At 41.1% G+C, this 23,924-nt stretch carries 23 protein-coding genes; 10 read left to right on the forward strand and 13 right to left on the reverse strand.

Translation table 11 applies throughout. The features are described from left to right. Window positions 1-238 precede the first annotated feature (238 nt). Together E0H81_RS00360 and E0H81_RS00365 are read left to right on the forward strand one after the other, a co-directional pair. A complete protein-coding gene (locus E0H81_RS00360; protein WP_131315635.1) occupies window positions 239-943 on the forward strand; it encodes an SIMPL domain-containing protein in 705 nt (234 codons plus the stop codon). A 166-nt stretch (window positions 944-1,109) separates the two neighbouring features. After that, window positions 1,110-1,706 carry a phosphatase PAP2 family protein gene (locus E0H81_RS00365; protein ID WP_131315637.1) on the forward strand — a complete coding sequence of 199 codons (597 nt, stop codon included), beginning with the start codon at window positions 1,110-1,112 and terminating at the stop codon, window positions 1,704-1,706. Window positions 1,707-1,788: 82 nt separating this feature from the next. Here E0H81_RS00365 and proB read toward each other — a convergent pair whose 3' ends face one another. From proB to uvrB, 7 genes are all read right to left on the reverse strand, one after another. After that, a complete protein-coding gene (gene proB / locus E0H81_RS00370; RefSeq protein ID WP_131315639.1) occupies window positions 1,789-2,922 on the reverse strand; it encodes a glutamate 5-kinase in 1,134 nt (377 codons plus the stop codon). A 27-nt stretch (window positions 2,923-2,949) separates the two neighbouring features. Further along, entirely contained in the window at window positions 2,950-4,173 is a 1,224-nt protein-coding gene (cgtA, locus tag E0H81_RS00375) for an Obg family GTPase CgtA (protein ID WP_131315641.1), read from the reverse strand. Between the two features lie 471 nt (window positions 4,174-4,644). Then, complete coding sequence (locus E0H81_RS00380; RefSeq protein ID WP_131315643.1) at window positions 4,645-5,019, reverse strand: winged helix-turn-helix transcriptional regulator; 375 nt, start codon at window positions 5,017-5,019, stop codon at window positions 4,645-4,647. A 186-nt stretch (window positions 5,020-5,205) separates the two neighbouring features. Beyond that, window positions 5,206-6,663 (reverse strand): glyceraldehyde-3-phosphate dehydrogenase, encoded by a 1,458-nt coding sequence (locus E0H81_RS00385; RefSeq protein ID WP_131315645.1) that lies wholly within the window; start codon window positions 6,661-6,663, stop codon window positions 5,206-5,208. A gap of 259 nt (window positions 6,664-6,922) precedes the next feature. Then, complete coding sequence (gene rarD / locus E0H81_RS00390) at window positions 6,923-7,852, reverse strand: EamA family transporter RarD (RefSeq protein WP_131315647.1); 930 nt, start codon at window positions 7,850-7,852, stop codon at window positions 6,923-6,925. Window positions 7,853-7,985: 133 nt separating this feature from the next. Then, window positions 7,986-8,573 carry a lipocalin family protein gene (locus E0H81_RS00395; protein ID WP_131315649.1) on the reverse strand — a complete coding sequence of 196 codons (588 nt, stop codon included), beginning with the start codon at window positions 8,571-8,573 and terminating at the stop codon, window positions 7,986-7,988. 146 nt (window positions 8,574-8,719) lie between these two features. Beyond that, window positions 8,720-10,744, reverse strand: coding sequence for an excinuclease ABC subunit UvrB (gene uvrB / locus E0H81_RS00400; RefSeq protein ID WP_131315651.1), 2,025 nt, complete (start codon window positions 10,742-10,744; stop codon window positions 8,720-8,722). A gap of 327 nt (window positions 10,745-11,071) precedes the next feature. Between uvrB and E0H81_RS00405 the strand changes: the two genes are divergently transcribed. Both E0H81_RS00405 and E0H81_RS00410 read left to right on the forward strand, forming a co-directional pair. Then, entirely contained in the window at window positions 11,072-11,860 is a 789-nt protein-coding gene (locus E0H81_RS00405; RefSeq protein ID WP_131315653.1) for an A1S_2505 family phage non-structural protein, read from the forward strand. A gap of 182 nt (window positions 11,861-12,042) precedes the next feature. Next, window positions 12,043-13,500, forward strand: a complete 1,458-nt coding sequence (locus E0H81_RS00410) for a sensor domain-containing diguanylate cyclase (RefSeq protein WP_131315655.1) — start codon at window positions 12,043-12,045, stop codon at window positions 13,498-13,500. An 87-nt stretch (window positions 13,501-13,587) separates the two neighbouring features. Here E0H81_RS00410 and E0H81_RS00415 read toward each other — a convergent pair whose 3' ends face one another. Then, on the reverse strand, window positions 13,588-13,767 hold the full coding sequence (locus E0H81_RS00415) for a hypothetical protein (RefSeq protein ID WP_067725036.1): 180 nt from the start codon (window positions 13,765-13,767) through the stop codon (window positions 13,588-13,590). Between the two features lie 417 nt (window positions 13,768-14,184). Between E0H81_RS00415 and E0H81_RS00420 the strand changes: the two genes are divergently transcribed. From E0H81_RS00420 to E0H81_RS00435, 5 genes are all read left to right on the forward strand, one after another. Then, a complete protein-coding gene (locus tag E0H81_RS00420; RefSeq protein ID WP_131315657.1) occupies window positions 14,185-15,267 on the forward strand; it encodes an OmpW/AlkL family protein in 1,083 nt (360 codons plus the stop codon). A gap of 157 nt (window positions 15,268-15,424) precedes the next feature. Continuing rightward, window positions 15,425-16,639 (forward strand): MFS transporter, encoded by a 1,215-nt coding sequence (locus E0H81_RS00425; RefSeq protein ID WP_131315659.1) that lies wholly within the window; start codon window positions 15,425-15,427, stop codon window positions 16,637-16,639. Beyond that, window positions 16,632-16,766: a hypothetical protein gene (locus E0H81_RS16300; protein ID WP_268916188.1), complete on the forward strand. Its 135-nt coding sequence runs from the start codon at window positions 16,632-16,634 to the stop codon at window positions 16,764-16,766. The genes E0H81_RS00425 and E0H81_RS16300 overlap by 8 nt, the downstream gene beginning before the upstream one ends. Window positions 16,767-16,950: 184 nt before the next feature. Further along, the gene (locus tag E0H81_RS00430) at window positions 16,951-17,913 is read left to right on the forward strand and encodes a TauD/TfdA dioxygenase family protein (protein ID WP_131315661.1); all 963 of its coding nucleotides are present in this window, start codon (window positions 16,951-16,953) and stop codon (window positions 17,911-17,913) included. Window positions 17,914-18,297: 384 nt separating this feature from the next. After that, window positions 18,298-18,627: a four-helix bundle copper-binding protein gene (locus tag E0H81_RS00435; RefSeq protein ID WP_131315663.1), complete on the forward strand. Its 330-nt coding sequence runs from the start codon at window positions 18,298-18,300 to the stop codon at window positions 18,625-18,627. Window positions 18,628-18,778: 151 nt separating this feature from the next. Here the strand turns inward: E0H81_RS00435 and sthA are convergent, their stop codons facing one another. Next, entirely contained in the window at window positions 18,779-20,191 is a 1,413-nt protein-coding gene (sthA, locus tag E0H81_RS00440; RefSeq protein WP_131268872.1) for a Si-specific NAD(P)(+) transhydrogenase, read from the reverse strand. Window positions 20,192-20,403: 212 nt separating this feature from the next. On the opposite strand from sthA, the gene lipA reads away from it, so the two are divergent. Then, entirely contained in the window at window positions 20,404-21,417 is a 1,014-nt protein-coding gene (lipA, locus tag E0H81_RS00445; RefSeq protein WP_131268871.1) for a lipoyl synthase, read from the forward strand. Between the two features lie 152 nt (window positions 21,418-21,569). Here lipA and E0H81_RS00450 read toward each other — a convergent pair whose 3' ends face one another. Genes E0H81_RS00450 through E0H81_RS00465 form a run of 4 tightly spaced genes read right to left on the reverse strand, consistent with a single transcriptional unit; the run spans window position 21,570 to window position 23,899 of the window. Further along, a complete protein-coding gene (locus tag E0H81_RS00450; RefSeq protein ID WP_131268870.1) occupies window positions 21,570-22,223 on the reverse strand; it encodes a MiaE family protein in 654 nt (217 codons plus the stop codon). Window positions 22,224-22,235: 12 nt separating this feature from the next. Next, window positions 22,236-22,961, reverse strand: coding sequence for a pyridoxine 5'-phosphate synthase (gene pdxJ, locus E0H81_RS00455; protein ID WP_131315665.1), 726 nt, complete (start codon window positions 22,959-22,961; stop codon window positions 22,236-22,238). 26 nt (window positions 22,962-22,987) lie between these two features. Then, window positions 22,988-23,698 carry a DNA repair protein RecO gene (gene recO / locus E0H81_RS00460; protein ID WP_131315667.1) on the reverse strand — a complete coding sequence of 237 codons (711 nt, stop codon included), beginning with the start codon at window positions 23,696-23,698 and terminating at the stop codon, window positions 22,988-22,990. A 12-nt stretch (window positions 23,699-23,710) separates the two neighbouring features. Further along, window positions 23,711-23,899, reverse strand: coding sequence for an NF038104 family lipoprotein (locus tag E0H81_RS00465; RefSeq protein ID WP_131315668.1), 189 nt, complete (start codon window positions 23,897-23,899; stop codon window positions 23,711-23,713). Between the last annotated feature and the right edge of the window lie 25 nt (window positions 23,900-23,924).

Below are 23,924 nucleotides of genomic sequence, written 5' to 3' on the forward strand. Positions count from 1 at the left end.
CGTAAAGAAAACCTCATTTTCTTATGCTTTTTTTGATAAAGTCGTGTAATAAAGTAAAACTGCTTGCAAATTAATCTATAAGTGTATAATTTTTCTTTAATTTTATAATTAAAAATGAACAGGTTTTTTTGAGCTTATTTTTACAATCCCACCACAAACTCTACCAAAATTCACCATAAACACCGTTTAATATCACTGATATAGATTCAAATTTTACTTACAAAAATAGGCTAAAAAAATGCGTTACTTAACTCTCTCCGCTCTGGTTTTAGCATCTACTTTCAGTGCATCTGCCTTTGCTCAACAAAATGAACAACTTAATTACAATGTCATCAATATACAAGCGGAAGCTGCACGCCAAGTGTCAAATGATGAAATGCATGCGGTTTTATACATTGAAAAAAGCAACAAACAACCTGCTGAACTTGCATCACAAATCACGCAATTAATGAATCAAGCCATGGCTTTAGCCAAGAAATATCCACAAGTTAAAGTAGAAACAGGTTCTCAAACCACCTATCCTATTTATGACAATGACAGCCGTAAGTTAAAAGAATGGCGTGGTCGTGCCGAAATCCAGATTGAAAGTACTGACTTTAAAGCAGCCAGCCAATTAATTGGTGAATTGCAACAAAACTTCCAGACTGAGTCGATTAACTTTAGCGTTTCAGATGCGCAACGTAAAAAAGTTGAAAATGAGCTGATGGTTGAAGCTTCAAAAAACTTCCAGCAACGTGCACAAATGCTGAGCCAGTCATGGAATAAATCGGGTTATAACTTGGTGAATCTTAATTTGAATACCAGCAGTCAATATCCACAACCGGTCATGATGCGTGCCAATATGGCGAAATTCTCCGGGGCTGAAGCTGTCGATGCTCAAAATGTAGCAGCGGGTGAATCTAAAATTACCGTGAATGCCAATGGTGCAATTCAGTTTAAATAAGCCATTTATACTAAATAGCTAAAAACCGTACCTTATGTACGGTTTTTTATAAGCAGAATATTGCCTTTGCAACGCAATCACACGATTTAAGTACAATATCGCGTTTCAATTCATCAATAAAATTATTGCATTAGCCATCCTGTCTTTGTATGTCGCTCCCGCCGCCATGTCCCTCGAAAGTCTAAATCTTGAATTGTTTAGCCTATTAAATGTGCCTGAACACGCGTCCGTTTTAATGCAGCATTTTGCCATTTTTATTGCCCATGACTTGGTTTATATCATGATCGCTATTTTTGCGCTGCTGTGGTTACGTGGTAACAATGGCACTAAAACCCTTCTGGTCAAAGCTTTTATTTTTACCCTTATTGCACTCTCAATTAGCGAAATAACATCTTATATCTTAAATACACCCCGTCCTTTCGTGATGCATGTCGGTCATACATTAATTGAGCATGATGCCACGGGATCATTTCCAAGCAATCACATGACGATTTTTAGCAGTATTGCCTTTGCCTATTATTTTTCGGTGCGACGAGATATTGGCAAATTCCTGCTAGCCGTTGCATGGCTGGTGGCATGGTCACGTATCTATGTCGGTGTACATTTCCCGATTGATATGGTTGGCGGATTTATGATTGCACTCGTTGTGAATTTAATCGGCTTACCCCTTTGGTTTAAATATTCAGAAAAATTGATGTCTTGGATGTTATATCTGCATCACTTCCTGTTTAAGCCGCTGATCAGCAAAAATATTATTAAATAACTCAAAAAAGCCATAAAAAAAGCCATAAAAAAAGCCATAAAAAATCCCGCTCAAAAGCGGGATTTTTTATTACGAAAATCTTTTAGTAAATCGCCATATGATTGCGGTGAATCATTTCCAATGAACGTGCTTCCCCTAAAACCTGATGCACTTTATCTGAAGACAAACCCTTCACAATTTCAGCTGAACGCGAACTAAAATTGACACGACCAACAGCAATACGGCCACCCTGTGAATCGACACATTCAACCACATCACCGCGTTCAAAGTGCCCTTCCACCGCTTTCACCCCTACAGGCAATAAACTGCGATGGTTTTCTTTAATCGCTTTCACAGCACCATCATCCAAGACTAAACGACCAGCCGTTTGTAGATGCGCAGCCAACCATTGTTGATGCGCAGTTATACGGTCATTGTCGGTAATAAACAATGTTCCGAGCAATTCACCAGACATCAGACGGGCAAGCACATTGTCACTTTCACCACTGGCAATCAGGGTTGGACAACCTGATTTCGCTGCCAAGCGTGCCGCACGAACTTTGGTCAGCATACCACCACGACCAAATTTTCCGCCGCCACCAGCCATATCAAACAGACTTTCATCTAGTGCGCGAACCGTATGGAACAGTTTTGCATTTGGATTAGAACGCGGGTCAGAATCAAACATGCCTTGCTGATCGGTCAAGATAATCAACAAATCTGCATGCACCTGACCTGCCACCATAGCAGCCAAGGTATCGTTATCGCCAAAGCGAATCTCGTCAGTGGACACCGTGTCATTTTCATTAATGACCGGAACCACATGCCAATCAATCAAATGCTGCAAAGCATCGCAAGAGTTTAAATAACGACGACGGTCTGCCAGATCATCGTGGGTCAATAAAACTTGCGCCGTTTGAATGGAATGCTTTTCCAACACACTCGACCAAGTTTGAATGAGACCCATTTGGCCAATAGCAGCACATGCCTGAAGACTCGGTAAATCAGTGGGTCGATTCGACAATTTCATCCGAACCATCCCTTCAGCCACAGCACCTGAAGACACCAGAATAATCTCGTGTCCTGCATTGTATAGATCTGCAATTTGTTTCGCCCAATGCGAAATTGCGTCCAAATCTAAACCTTGCCCATTTGCTGTGAGTAAAGATGATCCGATTTTAACAACGATTCGTTTACAACCCTTGAGCTGACGTTGCCCATCTACCACTTCTATCATCTTGTCCTCAGTTACTCTACTAAGAGCTTAACGTACGTAAAACACTTCTACATCGTTATCGTCGTCTGCTTCATCGTCCTCATCGTCTTCTTCTTCAGCCAACAGACCAGCAAGACGTTGTTGACGACGCATTTCACGATAAGCTTCTTTCGCTGCAATGGTCTGTTCACGTGTTTCAGCTTCAAGCTGATCACGGAATGCTTTCATTTCTGCTGCGTATTCTGGATCTTCAACTTCGCGTTCACGTTGTTGTTCAATTTGATCCATCAGGTAATAAACAACTTCTTTGGTTCCTTCCGACATCAAGCCAGAAGTCTGGAATACCGGGCCTTCCCACTGCATTTCTTCCAGAAGATGGTTACACCATTCTTCTTTGGTATCTGGGTCAAGCTGGTCAACTTTATTCAGCACTAACACCACTGGCAATTTTGCCAAAGTTGGAGAGAAGTTCTTCAACTCTTGTAAAATTGCATTGGCATTATGAACAGGATCTGAACCGTCAATTGGTTGAACATCTACAATGTGCAACAAAATACGGGTACGTGCCAAATGTTTAAGGAAACGAATACCCAGTCCTGCACCTTCCGACGCACCTTCGATTAACCCTGGAATATCCGCCATGACGAATGAACGATGGCTATCCGCATCGACCACACCCAGATTTGGAACCATGGTGGTAAATGGATAATCTGCAACTTTTGGTTTTGCTGCTGATACTGCACGAATAAATGTAGATTTACCTGCATTTGGCATACCCAGTAAACCCACATCCGCAAGAACTTTAAGCTCTAAACGAATTTCACGGTATTCACCTTTGGTACCCGTTGTGCATTTACGTGGCGAGCGATTTGTCGATGATTTGAAGTGAGTATTACCCAAACCACCATCACCCCCTGCTGCCACCAATACACGTTGACCATCAGTGACCAAGTCGCCGATGATATCGCCTGATTCTGTATCAACAATTGTGGTTCCTACTGGAACCTTTAATACGGTGTCTTCACCGCCACGGCCTGCGCAGTTTGCACCACGACCGTTTTTAGCACGTTCTGCACGGAATCGACGTGTATAACGATAATCTACAAGAGTGGTGGTGTCGTTTCCGGCTTCAACATAAATGTTACCGCCACGACCACCATCACCACCATCTGGACCACCAAATGGTACAAATTTTTCACGGCGAAAACTGGCTACGCCATTGCCACCGTCGCCAGCCTCTACGGTAATGACTGCTTCATCAACAAAGCGCATATTGCCAATCCTCTAAATACTTTAAAACCGCATATTCTGCCATATTTTACAAAATTTCTCGAATAGTATTATTCAGCATTACATGATTTTTAGTATTGTTAAGATGAATTTGGCTGGAACTGGGCTGATATGATCTGGCTGAGTTCAATTATTCGCTCAGAAAATCAAAAGGAACCATTCACTTAGCGAGTGAAAAACTGCTTTTAGATTAAATTCCAGTTACTTTATTTTTTAATCATTCAAATAAACTTCAATCCAAAATTGCTGCTCATAGATTTCAAAAAAATTTAATAAAATAATAGTGAGATATGTCCAGTTAAATTATTCTCCTAAATGTATTCCTGCTATTTCTAAGTTTCCGTTTTAGATTTTGTAAAATCCATTCTCTGGCTTATCACAATAAATAATTCCTTTTAAATAAATATCCTGTCATTTAAATATCTCCTAAATTATTTAAATGACTCACTGCTATTATTGAGCAACACGTTGTTTATTTTCTAAAATTTCAGGTAAATTTCGTTCAATCCAGCCAGTCAGTAATGTCATTTTTTCAGCGGCTTGAGCACCCAGAATAGTCAACTGGTATTCCACTTTAGGTGGCACGACTGGATAAACTGTACGAATCAGGAAACCGTCTTTTTCCAATACCTTTAAGGTTTGCGCCAGCATTTTCTCACTCACCCCTTCAATTCGCTGTTTCAGCTCGCTAAAACGATGTACACCATCACTTAAACAGCGTAAAACCAGCACAGACCATTTGGTGGTTAAGTGTTCCAATATTTCACGTGAAGGACATTGATTGGATAGAACTTGTCCAAGTAAATGGCTCGTTGCATAATTTGTCATGACATTGTCTCGATCTTCTTATTACTTACTAATTTTAATTTACTTACTGTTTGTAAGCTAACAGATTAATATTTCAGCAGCAAGCTCTGTTATTACTCTATATTGAATCCAGTAAAATCTGTGTTAAATAAAAAATAGACATAAAAAAAGAGCTTCAAATGAAGCTCTTTTTGACTACTTTACAAATTATGCATTTGTTTCAGCAGGAACTTTTGGATAGCTTACGCCACACATTTGTTCAGCGATACGCAATACCTGGCAGCTATAGCCCACTTCGTTATCGTACCAAACATACGCTGTTAGGCGAGTACCTGAAGTGATTGTTGCCTGCGCATCAAATACACCTGCAGTACGTGAACCGATAAAGTCAGAAGATACAACTTCAGTCGAGTTTGTATAACCAATTTGACCTTGAAGGCTTGAATTAATTGAGATTTGACGAATGTATTCATTCACTTCTTCACGATCAACTTCTTTCTCAAGAGTTAAGTTAAGAATAGCAAGTGATACGTTAGGCGTTGGAACACGTACCGAGTTACCAGTCAACTTGCCTTTAAGTGCAGGAAGTGCTTTAGCAACCGCTTTCGCAGCACCCGTTTCAGTAATCACCATGTTCAAAGTCGCAGCACGACCACGGCGATCTGCCTTGTGGTAGTTGTCGATCAAGTTCTGGTCATTTGTGAAAGAGTGAACAGTTTCAACATGCCCATTAAGCACTTTGTATTTGTCATCTAACACTTTTAATACTGGCGTAATTGCATTTGTGGTGCAGCTCGCAGCAGAAATGATTTTGTCTTCATCTAAAATGTCAGTATGGTTTACGCCATACACTACATTTTTCATTTCGCCTTTACTTGGCGCAGTCAATACCACACGAGCAACGCCTGGGCATTTCAAGTGTTCAGCAAGACCTTCAGCATCACGCCATTTACCTGTGTTATCAATCACTAAAGCGTTATTGATACCAAAAGCAGTGTAATCCACTTCGCTTGGGCTTGAAGCGTAAATCACTTTAATAAAGTTACCGTTGGCAATGATTGCTTCGTTTTCTTCATCTACAGAAATTGTGCCTGCAAATGGACCGTGAATTGAGTCACGACGAAGTAAAGATGCGCGTTTTTCCAAATCACCGTCAGATGATTTACGAACAACGATTGCTTTTAGGCTTAAACCGCGACCCAGACCGGATTGACCAATGATCAAACGTGCAAGGATACGACCGATACGACCGAAACCGTAAAGAACGACATCTTTAGGTTCAACAGTTGCAGGATTACCTTCTAAAGATTTAACGGCATCAGCAACAAATGCATCGATGTCGCCGCCTTTTTCTTTAAATTCAACCGCCAGTTTACCTAGATCGATTTCAGCAGAACCAATTTTCTCAACTTTAGCCAATGCTTCTAAGATTGGGAAAGTGTTAACCACAGAAAGTTCAACATCCATCACACGGGTACGGCGGTGTGCTTTTAAAATCTGGATAACTGAACGGTTAACTAAAGAACGACCGAATACAGAAGTCACGATATTTTTTTCACGATACAACTGACCAATCAAGGCAATCATATGTTCCGCGATTTCTTCACGGTTTTTCCAGCGACCTTGGTGATCTGCATGTAGGGCGATGATAGTCTCTTTGCTCACAGATACGTCCTCTAATTAATTGTATATCTAGGCATAAATTTCAAAACCCCACAATTGTAAAGGAATTATCGGCAAGTTTGAATCAAAAGCTCATTCTGGCCCACATATTTTGCTCTATATTCATTATAAATTGACGAAATAGCTGTAATTATTTTTATGATTTTCTTACCTAAAGCCATCAACCACCGTATTTCATCTTCAACCTATATATTCAGTTCAAATGTTGCTTTATCAAACAAAACGCAAAAGTAGAGACAGCTTACTTTAAGCGATCTTCATAATTTTCCAGATTTTGCACTAAAACCTTTTGCTTCTGCCGTTGCTTGACCAGATGAATTGAACCCTCTAGCACTAGCAATAAAACAGCAAGCCAAATGGGAATATAGGTAAACCATTCTGCTGCTTCTACCCTTTCACCCAACGCAATGGAGGCAAAAGCCAGCAATACCGGTTCTAAATAGCTTAACAATCCAAATATAACAAAAGGCAAATACCGGCTCGCCAGAATATAACTCCCTAGTCCCAAGGCACTTAAAAAACCCAATCCTAAAATCGCCCAGATTAAATGGGGAAATTGTCCTATTAAAGCAAAAGAGTCGCTATACACAGTTGCTAAATAAATAGCGACGGGAAGGATTAAAAATAAGTCCCACCAGAAACCGCCCAAGTGGTCAGTTTTAAAAGCACGTCTTAAAAAGAAATAAACAGGATAGGCAACGGCAACATAGGCCGTTTCCCAAGCAATACTGCCAATGCGCCATAGTTCATGCCCCACACCGATACTGGCAAAAATCACCGCAGCAATCTGCCATTTGGACAGTTTTTCTTTGTAAAGTACACAACCGATGAGCACCATCACCAAGGGGAGCAAAAAATAGCCCAAAGAGACTTCCAAACCCCGTCCGTTTATTGGTCCCCATAAGAACAACCAAAGCTGGGTGGTGCATAAAAGTGAACTGACGATCAGCCAGATTAAAAAAGTCGGTTGCTTGAAAATCCGTTTAAAAATTTCCGTGATATGCTTTAAATCACCGGTCCACCACATAAATAAAGTTAAAAATGGCAGTGTGGCCAGCATACGCCAGGCAAAAGTCTGCTCGCTATCTAAAGGCTTTAAGAATTGGGTGTAGAAATACAAAACCCCAAAAGTGACCGATGCCAATACAGACAAAGCTACGCCTTTATACATTTTGTATCTCTGGATTTATCTCGCCTGCATTATAAACATGACACGCCAAGAAAACTTGAAAATTCATCCTTCATATTGACCATCCAATAAAAAACCATGCCGAAGCATGGTTTAATCACTCATTCTTTTAAGCTTATTTCTGGGTCTGCTTGGTATAAATCACATCACTAATGTCATAGCCTATCGATTGGGCATAATCCAGATATTCCTTGACCACTGCTTGATCCGGGTGTGCTGAACGGGACAATACCCACAGATATCTACGGCGTGGCTCACCGATCAACACGGTTTGATAAGCATCGTCAATTTTTAGAACCCAGTAATCCCCACGTCCTACCGGCAACCAGCGAACAGATTCCGGCAAGAAACTGACTTTCAGCTTGGTATTAAAGGGCGCATTTTGAATGAATGCCTCGCCGACAGAATGGTTTAATTTTCCATCTTTACTATAGCAACGGTTATCTACACCAATATTGCCATTTTCATTGAGCGTATAGGTCGCAGATACATCACGGTCACACTTGTTTTGGAAGTACATAGGCTTGCGCGCAACTTCATACCAAACGCCTAAATATTTATCTAATTCGACTTTTTCAACGGTGGCTAAGGACTTGGTTTGTGCATAAGCCATGGTTGCCATACCCAAGCCAATCAGCACCGCGCCACCCAACGCAATTTTAGCCAGTTTAAAGCCGGCTTTAGGAAGATCATTCGTTGTCATAAAGCTACCCTTTCTAGTCAAAATTTAAGAATTATTTCAAAGTTATAGTGAGTCTCCAATTAAAAATAACCCATTCCAACTTATTGATACTGTAGTGTTATGTAATGATTTTGCAGTAAAAAATTACTTTTTCAACGAATTTACACCTAACTTAACATCTGTGCTTTTAAGCGAACAATCTCATCACGCAGTCGTGCTGCCTGCTCAAACTGCAATTCTTTCGATGCTTTCAACATCTCTTTTTCCAGTTTGGACATGTGTTTCGCCAGCAACTTAGGATCGGCCAGAATATGACGCTCATCCGCACTTAAAGCGCGTGCCTGATCCGAGATATTCTCATCAATCTGATCATCAGTCAGCACTTCACCGGTATCAATATCCTTATTGTTTTGACGTTTAGTACTGCGTGGCGTAATGCCATGCAATTCATTAAACTCGATCTGCTTGGCACGACGTCGGTCGGTTTCATCAATCGCTTTTCGCATGGAATCGGTAATACGATCAGCATACAAAATTGCTTTACCCTTCACATTACGCGCGGCACGACCAATGGTCTGAATCAGTGAGCGCTCAGAACGCAAGAAGCCTTCTTTGTCTGCATCCAGAATCGCCACCAAAGATACTTCTGGCATATCCAGACCTTCACGTAACAGGTTAATGCCGACCAATACATCATGCACACCGGAACGTAATTCATGAATAATCTTCACCCGTTCTACGGTATCGATATCTGAATGTAAATAAGCGACTTTTATCCCATATTCCTTTAAATATGAAGTTAAATCTTCTGCCATACGCTTGGTTAGTGTGGTGATCAAAACACGCTCATCAATATCTTTACGCAAATTGATTTCTGAAAGCACGTCATCGACTTGGGTCAATACTGGACGAATTTCAATTTCAGGATCGACCAGACCGGTAGGACGAACCACCTGTTCTGCAATTTGCACAGATCTTTCCAGCTCATATTTTGCCGGGGTTGCGCTGACATAAATGGTGGTCGGAACGATACGCTGCCATTCTTCAAACTGCATTGGGCGGTTATCCAGCGCACTCGGTAAACGGAAACCATAATTGACCAGGTTTTCTTTACGCGAACGGTCACCTTTATACATCGCACCAATTTGCGGAACCGTGACATGCGATTCATCAATAATCAGTAAAGCATCGTCAGGAATATAGTCGAATAAGGTCGGTGGTGCTTCACCCGATGGACGACCTGACAAATGACGCGAATAGTTTTCAATACCGTTGGTATAGCCCAACTGCTGCATCATTTCCAGATCATAACGGGTGCGCTGTTCAATCCGTTGTGCTTCTAATAATTTGTCATGCTCGCGAAAGAACACCAAGCGCTCTTTCAGTTCTTCACGAATGGTACCGATAGCACGCTGCAAGTTGTCTTTCGGGGTCACATAATGACTTTTTGGATAAATGGTGACACGCGGTACTTTACGTACCATTTTTCCGGTTAAGGGATCGAACCAGCGAATGGAATCCACTTCATCGTCAAACAGTTCAATACGAATCGCATCCTGATCGGATTCGGCCGGAAAAATATCCATGATTTCACCGCGAATACGATAAGTACCACGTAAAAATTCGAGTTCATTGCGGGTATATTGCATCTCGACCAGACGGCGAATAATGTCATCACGACTAATTCGATCACCCTGTACAATATGCAGCAGCATGCTCATATAGGCGTTTGGATCACCCAAACCATAAATGGCAGAAACGGAAGCCACAATAATGGCATCGCGACGTTCTAGTAATGAACGCGTGGCCGAAAGACGCATTTGATCAATATGATCATTAATGGCAGAATCTTTTTCAATAAAAGTATCGGAAGACGGCACATAGGCTTCCGGCTGATAGTAGTCATAATAACTGACAAAATATTCAACCGCATTATTCGGGAAAAATGACTTAAATTCGCCGTACAACTGTGCAGCCAAGGTTTTGTTGTGCGCCATAACAATCGTCGGGCGTTGGGTCCGGGCAATGACATTGGCCATGGTATAGGTTTTCCCCGAGCCCGTTACCCCCAATAGCAACTGGTCGTGATAGCCTTTTTCAATACCACTGACCAGTTTCTCAATGGCTTGCGGCTGATCACCCGCAGGTTGATAGCTGGTCACTAACTCAAAAGGTTGTTGACTATCCGACATGTTTTTCAGCTTCTATACAATAATACAATTCCAATAATATGAGGGCTAAAGCTCAACATGCAATATCGGGATATTTATATTTGTATATTTCACCACTTTAGATGTTTTATATTTTCCTTTTTCTTTTTTATGTCTTAATAGTTTTAAACCACCAGAATAAAGTCTGGTTCCTAAATCAGTTTTTATGAGCAAATATGCTTGAAATAAGTGAAGAATTTGACCTTTATTTATGATCTGTAGGCTAAATTTAAAAATACTGATCTTTCACTTGACCATCCGCTATTTCAATTGCAACATGAATGAAAGACCATACGATTGTATTCGCCTATGTCATATCACTATCACGATGAAAATATTGTAAAAAGCTTGCCTGAAGATACTGTGTTTGTTTTTGGCAGCAATATGGCAGGACTGCATGCAGGTGGAGCTGCACGTACTGCGCTTGAGCACTTTGGTGCAGTTTCAGGTGTCGGTCGCGGCTGGTCAGGCCAAAGCTATGCCATTCCGACCATGAATGAGCATTTGCAACAAATGCCCTTGTCGCAAATTCAGCACTATATTGATGATTTCAAGATTTACACCAAAAACCATCCCAAGATGACTTACTTCATCACCTCAGTAGGTTGTGGTATTGCAGGTTACAAAACTGAAGAAATTGCGCCGATGTTTAAGGGCATTTCACATAATGTGATTTTACCCAATTCATTCCGTCCTTTTGTAGAAAGAGCCTTACCAAAACTGACCCGGCATTTCTTAAGAACTGTTTTTAACGACGAAGTGATTTTTTCCACCCGTGATGATGAGGTGATTACTAGCCTCGATTTATCTGAAAATGAAAAAAGTGCCGCAAGAATTATTTTAAATACAGAAATCTATCCAACCGATAGCAATGGCCGTGATCGTAGTTTTGAAATTTCAGATATTTTACATGTTCTAAATGGCAAAATATTTGAATGGCAAAACAACTCTGAAGGTCCGATGATGTTTGGTGGCGTGATTTTAGCTTTGCTTGAACTGTACAATATTAATGAAAAAGATTTTATTGATGTTTGGCTAGGGGAACGGGAAATTCCTGCCCCAAAACCAGAAAATAAAGCACGCAGAAAAAATCGCTAATTTTTAATCTCGCTTAACAAAAGCCAATTTATAAAATTGGCTTTTTAATGATGGGATTAAACATTTTATGATTCAATTGTCATTAATAAAAATTATTAATTTACTTATCACATTATTTTAAAATCATTTTTTTCATTCTATACTGCATTCTTAAATTTAAATAAAAATGATGAGCTCGTGTAATGGAAATGTTGGATTCTCCTTTTTTTGAATTATCACCCATTGCCATGTGGCTTGAAGACTACAGCGAAGTTAAAAAACAATTTGATCTCTGGCGTGAACAGGGCGTCGAAAATCTGTTAGATTTTCTACAACAAGATGAATCCCGAATACTTGAATGTGCAAGAAAAATTAAATTATTAAAAGTAAATTCTAAAACTCTGGAACTGTATCAAGCCCGGGACTTTGAGCATTTACACCAAAATCTTGATCTGGTCTTTAAACAAGACATGAGCAAAACCCATGTCAAGGAACTGCTTGCCTTATGGAATGGCGAAACCCAGTTTTCCAATTCCGCAGTGAACTATACCCTGACAGGCGTACGTCTGGATATCCAGCTCAAAGGCATTGTACTGCCGCAACATGAACACGATTTATCGCTGCTGTTAATTACCACTGAAGATATTACTTCTTATACCGAAGCTTGCCGTCTTGAAGAAAAAAGCCGACACCTCGCGGAAGCCCGCTTTATTTATTCTCCTACATCACTCTGGGTGGAAGATTTCAGCCGGATCAAAGTTAAATTAGATAGATTACGGGATTTGGGTATTGAAGACTTTCCGACTTTTTTAGATGTGCATAATGAGTTTGTCTATGAGTGCATTAAAGATATTCTGATCATTGATGTCAATCAGGCCACACTGGAATTATTTGGCGCACCGAATAAAGACGTATTATTTCAAAACATGCATAAAGTTTTTGCTCAGGAAATGACCCAAACCTTTCGAGAGCAATTAATTGAACTGTGGAATGGCAATATTCATCATCAGCGTGAAGCCGTGAATTATGCGCTCGATGGCAGCGTCCGCCACGTCCTGCTGCAATTTACCGTATTCCCCGATTATCTGGATAACTGGGGAATGGTTCAGGTTGCACTCACCGATATCACCGCGCGTAAAAAAGCTGAAAAATATCTGGAATATTTAGGCAAGCACGACGTGCTGACCAAACTGTATAACCGTTCTTTTTATACAACTGAATTAAATCGTTTACAACGTAATAGACAGCGTCCTGTGTCCTGTATTTTTATAGATATGAACGGATTAAAAGAACTGAATGACAGTTTAGGTCATGATGCCGGCGATAGTTTATTGCAACGTATGGGCAACGTCTTGAATCAGGTGGTTCAGCAAACCCTGTATACGGCCTGCCGGATTGGTGGCGACGAGTTTGTCATATTGTTGCCGGGTGCTGATGAAGCAGCGCTACAAAACTGTTTGCAAAGCCTGCAAGAACTTTTATTAGTAGATAACCAGTTTTATTCCACTCAACCGATTAGCCTGTCGATGGGTTATGCGACCAATTATGCGGATGAACGCATGGAAGACATGCTAAAACGTGCTGACATGGCGATGTATCAGGACAAAAGAAATTATTATCTGAACCACAATAGAAGAAAACCGACAGCCAATGATATTTAATGAATCAACGTGGATCGGGTTACTCAAATAAAAAAGTCATAATAAAAAAAGCCATGGCTAAAACCATGGCTTTTTTTATTTGAAAGCTTAGCGCTTTCCCATCGAACGGCGTGTACCGCGAGGTGGCATCCAGGTACGGTCAGCATAACGCTGTGGACGTGGACGCAGTTCTTCTAACACTTCATCCGCATTTTGCTCATTCTCTTTTTTAATCGGGAAAGGCAAATTGACCAATGGTTTTTTCTTGGGAGTATTTTGGGTGCTCATGTGATTCACTCAAGGATTTCTGAGACATATTGTACGGAAAAATGCCCCCAAGTGCGAGATACGATTTTAGCTGGTTTATATCATCGCTTCTATTCACTGCATCAAAGCCACCTCAATAGCAGCTGAATAGTGGTTTATACCACTACAACGGACTTAAAAAACACATCAAAATGCGTTAAAAATATCTAAATATTTGCGTCATTATTTTCCATCTTAAACCCTTATAAATTTACCAATAAGCAAAAAAATGAAGTTACAAAAAATTATTTTTATCTATGTTATTGATAACAAATAAGCAAAATAATTACAGGAACACAACTAGATTTATATTTTTAAATAACAGTCAGGTGATTTTTCAACCATATAATAAAAATTAGAAAAAAACTTAAAAACGTAAAATGGACATGGAGTCCCTGAATGAAAAAGTCGCTACTTTGTATTATGTCGTCTCTTGCTGCTCTACCTGCAATCAGTCATGCCGATTCACCCTATTTTAGTCTACAAGATGGTGATGGATTTAAACGCTTTTCTGTTTCTGTTGGTGCACTACATGTCATGCCTCAAGGTAAAGCTCAGCCCTTTCAAGTCAATACTGCAGTTAAAAATGGTGAAGTTTCCAAAAATGGTGACATTCAAGTCGATACCGTATTAAACAACCTGAATCCCGATGTGGATCAAAAAGCTCTGGCGACAGTATTAAAGGGATTAGGTTTTCTTACAGGCGGTCAACTCGGTAGTAACCTCAGTGGCAGTGCAAAGATTCAAGGTTTAGAGCAATGGGACAATCCAGGAACCGGCTTAGAGGCAGATGATGTCACGACTCTTGGCATTATGACCAATTATTTCTTTACCGATCATGTTTCCTTTGAAATGAAAGCGGGCATTCCGCCTAAAGTCGACTTACAAGGAAAAGGTAAAATTTATGCGCCATTTTCTGCCATTGCCACACCCCAAATTGGCAATTTACCGCTGGAATTCCTCAATATTGATCTGCAAAACGATATTTTTATTACCGATTTAGAAGCCAATGGTCCTGCTGCCACAGCACGTGCATGGACACCTGCCTTTGAATTCCAATATCATTTTGGTAAAACCGGAGTCAATAAATTCCGCCCTTATGTAGGCTTAGGCGTCATGTATGCTTATTTCAATGAGCTGGAAATCAACCCGCGCACCGAACAGGACTTAATTGCGGCAGGCCATATGATTGCCAATATTAAAGAAGGCAATGCCGGCGCTTCGCTAGAGGGCAAACTGAGCAAAGCCAATCCTCAAGTTGAACTAGAGGCAACGGATGCCATTGCCCCAATCGCAACTGTTGGTTTTACTTATGACTTTAATGACAAGTGGTTTGCGGTTGGTTCAGTTTCCTATGCGCACATGAAAAATGAAACCACCATTACCGTGACTGATGCCACTCACGGTGAATTAATCCGCTCTAAGGCCGATATCGAGATTAACCCATTATTGGCTTATGCCGGTGTAGGAATTCGCTTCTAAAAGTCTTTTTAAGAAAAAGACGGCTTTATGTCGTCTTTTTTTGATTTCATAAAACTTTCTATAACTTAATTTTATCGTTTGTTTAAATTTTATTTAATCGCTTCCCTATTCGGAATCTAATAACATAGCGACACCGCAATTGCAGCATGGACGACTTATGTCAGATACACGTTTTTCCAAACCTCTTATTTACATGTTAATTGGAAGTGCACTGATTCTGGCGTTATCCCTCGGCGTGCGTCATGCTTTCGGTTTATATCTGGTGCCCATGAGCCATGAATTTGGCTGGGGACATAATGTCTTTAGCCTTGCTATTGCAATGCAGAACCTGATCTGGGGTGCGGTACAGCCCATCACCGGTGCTTTTGCGGATAAATATGGCAGTAAAATTGTCGTTGCTGTGGGCGGCGCTTTATACAGCATCGGCTTATTGCTTATGGCATTCAGCTCCACAGGCTTAATGCTAAATTTAAGCGTAGGGTTAATCTTGGGTTTAGCCCTATCCGCAACCTCTTTTCCAGTGTTACTTTCTGCTGTAGGACGTGCCGCCCATCCTGAAAAGCGCAGCCTTGCAATGGGGATTGCCAGTGCCGCAGGCTCTTTTGGGCAATTCATCATGTTGCCATCGACCTTACTGCTTTTACAAAATATTGGTTGGTCAGCCGCACTGATCGTCAGTGCTATTTTAATTGCCCTGATTATTCCTTTGGCTTGGATGTTAAAAGCACCGATGTATGTCGCTCCCAACGCATCTTCGCTTACCGGCAAGCCCGCTTTAAGCTTTAAACAAATTTTGGTGATTGCCAAAAACCATACTCCCTTTTGGTTCCTGGCCTTGGGCTTTTTGGTCTGTGGCTTTCAGGTGGTATTTATTGGGATTCATTTACCGGGTTATCTGATTGATCATGGATTTAATGCAACCACAGGCACCATTTTCCTGGCCTTAGTCGGTTTATTTAATATAGTCGGGACCTATACTGCAGGTTGGCTGGGCGGAAAATATTCTAAACCTCGCTTATTGATGGGTTTATATGGCTTACGTGGGATCGCCATTATTGGCTTTTTGGCACTGCCTTTAACCACATGGACAATTTATGCTTTTGGCGTCATTATGGGGTTACTCTGGCTCTCTACCGTACCTTTGACCAATGGCATTGTGGCGAATATGTTCGGGGTTAAATACCTCTCCATGCTCAGTGGCATCGTATTTTTTACCCATCAAGTCGGTTCTTTTTTTGGCGGATGGCTCGGTGGTGTCAATCACGACATGACTGGCAACTACAATATGGTGTGGATGTTTTCGATCCTGCTGAGTCTCTTGGGTATCGTGGTGCATTTCTTCGTCAATGAGGAGGCTGTAATTCATGACTGATTCTCTCTTTGGATTAAAAGCCATGATTGCCCTGGCTGTAATTGGATTCATCAGTTTAGCCATTTTATTGTGGTTCAAAACCCCGCAGCTGTTTGAATACTTCAATCAAGCATTCTGCCCACATTAATGCTTAAAAATCAGCATCTAAACAGCAAAAAAACTGCTTTATTTTGCTGTTTATATTAAAAGTTTAACAATCATTCATTTAATAATTTTTCATTGTTATTTCATAAGCTTAGCACTTCTTTTGATTTGGTATTCGGGTCATTTTTGATTAGATTTTTCTCACAGCAAAATAATTTGAGAAAACAATGACCAGCCTTACCCAACTATCCCAAGCCATTCATGATGCACCACGTTGGCATCAGCAAGAACAATTTCAAAACCCAGAAGAAATCAGTATTATTCCCTTACAAGATGAAGCATTAGGTGCCGTTGTTTTTGGTTTGGATGCCCGTAAAGCGCAAGCTAGTGAAACGATTTACCGGCTGAAACAAGCCCTCGCTGAACATTTGATTTTAATTTTTAAAAAACAGACCTTAGATGATTTGCAGTACTTGGCTTTTACCAGTTATTTTGGCTCTATATTCCGTCCCAGTGCAGACAATCCAGTCCTTGCCACGCAATCAGATACGGGCACGCCACCCGATGTGATTCCGGTGTCGAATGCCGTGGGTCAAGGTGATTACACCGGTCATGGTGAACTTTCACCGCATGCTGATCACCAATGGACGCCACAACCCTCTTTCGGTTCCTTACTCTATGCCATTGAACTTCCAGAAGATGGTGGCCAGACCTCATGGTTCAACACCATTCAGGCTTATGAGGCTTTAGACCGTGACACTCAAAAACATATAGATGAGTTGCAACTGATTACCTATAACCCATTTGTCCGTCGGCAACAGCTTCAAGACCATGATAGCAATGGCTATGGCACAAGTCCTTTATACCGCTTTAAAGATCAACCAATTATTGGGCATGCTTATCCACATCCATTAGTACGCACCCATCCTGAAAGTGGTCGTAAAGCACTTTGGCTAAATACACGAAGTGAAGTGGAATTGGTGAATTATGATGATCAAGCAGGCAGTGAATTAATCTCTTCATTGCGCGAGCATATCCTCAAGCCTGAATTCCGTTATGAACATAATTGGGAAATTGGCGATATCGTGTTTTGGGATAATCAGGTGACTTTACACTCGCGTCGTCCTTTTCCATCTGATCAGCGCCGATTACTAAAACGAATCAGTCTGGCAGGGAGTCGTCCTTTTTAATAAAAAATAAAGATAAAAAGAAACTCTAATTAAATTGTCTAAAATGATTTAACTCATGACCTCTAATCTTTGATCTTTATATTTCACCATTGAGAATAACCAGCTCAATGGTGATTTTTTGAAATAGACTTTGAAATAGGTTTTGAAATAGGTTTTGAAATAGGTTTTGAAATAGGTTTTGAAATAGGTTTTGAAATAGATCATGCGCTGCTCACACTCCTTATCTGCAAAATTAAAATGATTGAGAAAATCTATTTTTATAGAATAATAATTTAACAAAATCCCTGCTTTATTTACTTTTTCTCACCCAATCGAACTAGTGTATTTGTCTTTTTCTGATTAGCGTATTCAATGATCAAAATGCATCACATCAAGGAGAAAAATATGAATAACAGCCATTTTTCAGATTGTGCCCAAGCCTGTATGCACTGCTCACTGGCCTGCACCACCTGTGCCAGTGCCTGCCTAAAAGAAGAACATTTAGATATGATGCGCGAGTGTATTCAGCGCTGTCTGGATTGTACTGACATCTGTCAGCTCTGCGCTCGTATGGAGCAGAAACAGTCGCCTTTTAGGCAGGAGATGTGTGCTTTATGCGCTAAAGCCTGTGATTACTGTGCGGAAGAATGCGGCAAGCATCAGGATGAACATTGTCAGCGCTGTGCCGAAGCCTGCCGTCAATGTGCGGAAGAGTGCCGAAAAATGGCAGCCTGATTGCTCTTTTATCAGCTTTCGTTAAAAGAGAACTTTTCAGTATATCCCGCTGATAGTGATTTTTTTGATTGAACTGATCTGATTTCACTGACCTGAATCATAAAACCCGCAAGTTTTCACTTGCGGGTTTTATCTAAGTCAAAGCTTCAGCTTAGAATAAACGGTTCATACCATTCAATGTGGCTACACGGTAGGCTTCCGCCATGGTTGGATAGTTAAAGGTGGTTTCAACAAAATATTTAATCGTGTTGTTACCACTATTCATCACCGCCTGACCAATGTGAATAATTTCGGAAGCATTGTTACCAAAACAATGTACGCCCAAGATTTCCAGCGTGTCACGGTGGAATAAAATCTTCAATTCACCCACAGTATCGCCAGTAATTTGTGCGCGCGCTAAATGACGAAAAGATGCTTGCCCTACTTCGTAAGGAATCTTTTCTTCAGTCAATTGTTGTTCAGTCTTACCAATCGATGAAATTTCCGGAATGGTATAAATACCTGTCGGAATATCCGTTACGGGTGCAACATCTTCACCGCTCATGTTTGAACCGGCACAACGACCTTGGTCATAAGCAGCAGAAGCAAGTGATGGCCAGCCAATCACGTCGCCGGCAGCATAGATATTTTCTACTTCAGTCTGGTAATGCTCATTCACCGTTAACTGACCACGGCTGTTTGGTTGAATTCCTACATTTTCAAGACCCAAACCATCGGTATTACCCGAACGGCCGTTACACCATAAAATGGCATCGGCTTTAATTTTCTTACCACTTTGTAAATGCATCACCACGTGATCATCAAATGTTTCAAGATGATCCAGTTGTTCATTATGACGAATCAATACACCCTGTTCACGCAAACGGTAAGACAGAGCATCAGAAATTTCGTCATCTAGATAGCTGAGTAATTTGTGCTGTGTATTGATCAAATCAACTTTATGATCCAGCCCAATGAAGATCGAGGCATATTCACAACCAATGACACCAGCACCGTAAATGATGATTTTTTGGATTGAGAAATCAAGATCCAAAATTTTGTCTGAATCAAATACGCGTGGATGATTAAAATCAAGCGCCGCTGGACGGTACGGACGCGAACCTGTCGCGATCACCAATTGCTGGAAAATAATGGTTTCTTTAATACCGTCTTCACTGAAAATCAGTGCAGTATTTTTATCTTGAATGTAAGCACGACCATGATAAATATCAATTTTATTACGGTCATAAAAACGAGAATGGGTTTCAACCTGTTGTTGAATCACTTTATGAGCATTACGTAATACTTGTTTCATGGTGAACTGTTTCCAGTCACCCACTTTCTGGAACATTGGATCACGTTGGTAACGTAAAATGCTCGATACGGTTTGACGTAATGCTTTACTTGGAATGGTTCCTACATGCGTACAGTTACCACCCAACTGCTCACGAATATCAATAATTGCAACACGCTTGCCAGATTTGGCAAGTTTCATTGCTGCGCCTTCACCAGCAGGGCCTGAACCGAGAACTACCGCGTCGTATTTAACGAAAGTTCCACTAACGACCTCTTTTTTACGTGGCATTCAACGCTCCTTTAATCAAATCTATTTACTCAATCTAAGCTATATTATGACGTAATTCCCATGCATTTGGTGTATTTAGCTGACATATATTGAGTGATGACAACATTTTTTAAATGAATATCGTTTTTGCCCTATTTGAGCCTAAGTTCGTTATAATAACAGGGCTATTATGTCTCGCATCTCCCCCGTCAAAAACAGTGGAAAAGTTGAATATGTCTGAAAACCGTAAACCAGAACAGGGTGTCAAACTTCGTGGCGCAGAGAAGGTCGCTCGTATTCCTGTAAAAGTTGTACCTACGGTTGAAACGCCACGCAAACCGGACTGGATCCGCGTCAAAATGGCGGCTCCTGATGAAGTTCAACGGATTAAAACCACATTACGCGCACAAAAATTACATACTGTTTGTGAAGAAGCTGCTTGTCCTAACCTGCCAGAATGTTTTGGTGGCGGTACAGCAACCTTTATGATCATGGGTGACATCTGTACCCGTCGCTGTCCGTTCTGTGATGTGGCACATGGTCGCCCAAATGCACTTGATCCAGACGAACCGCGTCACATGGCAGAAACGATTTCTAACTTGGGTTTGAAATATGCAGTGATCACCTCTGTTGACCGTGATGACCTTCGCGATGGTGGTGCTCAGCATTTTGTAGACTGCATTAAAGAAGCCCGTGAATTAAGTCCAAAAACGCTACTTGAAATTCTCGTTCCCGATTTCCGTGGTCGTATGGATGTGGCTTTACGCATTATGACGGAATGTCCACCAGACGTATTTAACCATAACATTGAAACTGTGCCACGTTTGTATAAAGCGATGCGTCCGGGTTCTGATTATCAGCACTCATTAGACCTGCTTAAAATGTTTAAAGAGTACTGCCCTGACGTTCCAACCAAATGTGGTTTGATGGTGGGTCTAGGTGAAACTGAAGAAGAAGTGCTGACACTGCTTGATGATCTTCGCGCACATGATGTGGACTACATCACCATCGGCCAGTATTTACAGCCTTCCAAGCAGCATGCACCGATTGACCGCTTCGTTACTCCAGAAGAATTTGAACGCTATACCGCACACGGCCAAAAGCTCGGTTTCAGAAATATCTGGGCTGCACCGATGGTTCGTTCAAGCTACTTTGCTGACCGTCAATATTATGGCGAACCTGTTCCAGCAGTACGTCGTAAAGCCGATCCTGCCAAGAAAATTGCCGTTCAAACCATTGAAGCTTAATTCAGCCTAAATAAAAATTAGCCTGATTTAATGATGCCAATCTAATCCATTTAGGTTGGCATTTTTATTTTACGATTCTAAAAAATCAGATATAAAAAATCCCCTATTCAAATAGAGGATTTTTCAAAGAACTATAAATAAACTCTAATAGGTTAAGCCGCTTTACTCGGCACACCACTATGGAAACGGAATAAATTATCTGGAGTTAAAATCAGGTTTTTTTCCACTTCACGAAAGTGTGCAATACGCTGCTGAATATCTTCTTTAGGATTTTTTAACTTTGAGGTTTGAGCAACATCCAGTGCCAATGCCAAATAATCTTCAAAGTGACGAGATTCAGACTTGAGAAGATAACGGTAGTATTTACCCAAGTCTTCATCTACTAGCGGTGCGAGCGCATAGAAACGTTCACATGAACGCGCCTCCACAAAAGCACCAATCACCATAATATCGATTAAAGCTTCAGGCTCATAAGTACGTACTTCTTTACGCAATCCACCTGCATAACGGCCCGCACTAATCGATTGCCATTCCTGCCCGCGTTTGGTCATCAACTCAAGTACTTGTTCGTAGTGCAACATTTCTTCACGCACCAACTGTGCCAGTTTGACCTGTAAATCGGTAAAGAAGGTGTAGCGAAACATCAGGTTCATGGCAGTACCTGCTGCTTTCTTTTCACAATTGGCATGATCCTGCATGAGCAACTCTAAGTTATTCATTGCCTCATCTAACCATGCTTTCGGTGTTTCACATCCCAAGAAGCCAAGAACCGGCTTCATGAGATCATCATAATTTATTGACGACATAATTCTAAAAACTTATCTTGCTGATTTAATGACAGCTTTCATTTGTTGAACGGCTTGAGCCAACCCGATAAATACAGCATCGGCAATAATGGAATGACCAATATTGAGTTCATGAATTTGTGGAATTTGCGCAATTGGCGTGACATTCTCAAGGTTTAAGCCATGTCCTGCATTCACCAGCAAACCTTTAGAGGCTGCATATTCTGCACCTTGAACAATACGCTCAAGTTCGTGCTGCTGTGCTTCTGCTGTTTTCGCATCGGCATAGGCACCGGTATGAATTTCAATGGTCGGTGCACCACAGGCAATCGCGGCATCAATTTGTGCAATATCGGCATCAATAAACAAAGACACTTCACAACCAATTGCAGTCAAGGCTTGGGTGGCTGCTTTGACATCTTCAAAATGACCTACAACATCCAGACCACCTTCAGTGGTCACTTCCTGACGTTTTTCCGGAACAAAGCAAACATGCTGCGGCTGGATTTCTTTGGCGAATTCAACCATTTCAGGGGTCACTGCCATTTCCAGATTCATATGCGTTTTCAATAACGGACGCATACGACGCACATCATCATCTTGAATATGACGACGGTCTTCACGCAAATGCAAAGTAATCCCTTCTGCACCGGCTTGTTCACAAATCAATGCAGCATTGACTGGATCTGGATAAGTGGTTCCGCGCGCCTGTCGCAATGTCGCCACATGGTCAATATTTACACCAAGCAAAGCAGCCATAACAATTTCCTAACCATGATTAAAAATTAAGATTTAGATTGAGTATTTTGAACCCACAATTGACGGCTTTTCAGCGGTCGTTCTCCCAAAAGAGAGGTGATCATCTGCCGATACAGTTGCGCCAACAATTGTAACTGCTCCGGATTAAAATCCCTACCCTTTTCATAATCACGCATCGACAGAATTTGCTGTCCCGCTAAAGTTGAGCGTGACTGTTGTGCGGTTGGGATAAAACCCTCATTGAGCTGAAATATATAGTTTTGGGTCTGTTGAATCTCATTTTGCTGAGCATCGGTGCTAAAGTCGAGTGCATAGCCGAGCTCTTCTAGCAGTGCATGTTCGAACTGACGCAAAATTTGTCTGAGAAAAACATGAGGATTTTCGTGCTGTGCCAATTGCTGCAGCTGTTGCAAGACCAGATGATATTGCACAAAGGTCTGTGGCATTTCGACTTCAACTGGACACAAACGAAGAATAAGTTCATTCAAATAAAAGCCAGAAAAGAAGGCATCGCCAAAGAAAAAAACCGGCTGATTGACAATTTCAAGTTTAGTGAAATTTTTAAGATCGGATTTTCCTGAAGCCTGCAAGCAAATCGGTTGATATTGCGGAGGTGGAGTTTGTCTTAATATTCCATCAACGCGACCATGCTCCTGTGTAAACAAATGCACGATATGACTGCGCTCACGGTATTTACGGTGATGGATTAAATAGCCATGCAACTCTTCATTTCGCATGAATAATTAAATCTAGTCTTTTTTCTTTTTAGAATCTTCTTCATCATCCCCATCAGGAATGACCGCCCCCACGACAGCAGCAGTTCCTTTAACTACGCCCTTCGTGGTTTTATAAGCCACTTTTACAGGGACAGTGACAAGTTTATGAATACAGCCTTGCAGAAATAAAACACATGCTACAACTGCCAATACTTTGATCATCACTATTCCCTATAAAAGCGTTACT

Source organism: Acinetobacter terrestris, assembly GCF_004331155.1.
Taxonomy (GTDB): domain Bacteria; phylum Pseudomonadota; class Gammaproteobacteria; order Pseudomonadales; family Moraxellaceae; genus Acinetobacter; species Acinetobacter terrestris.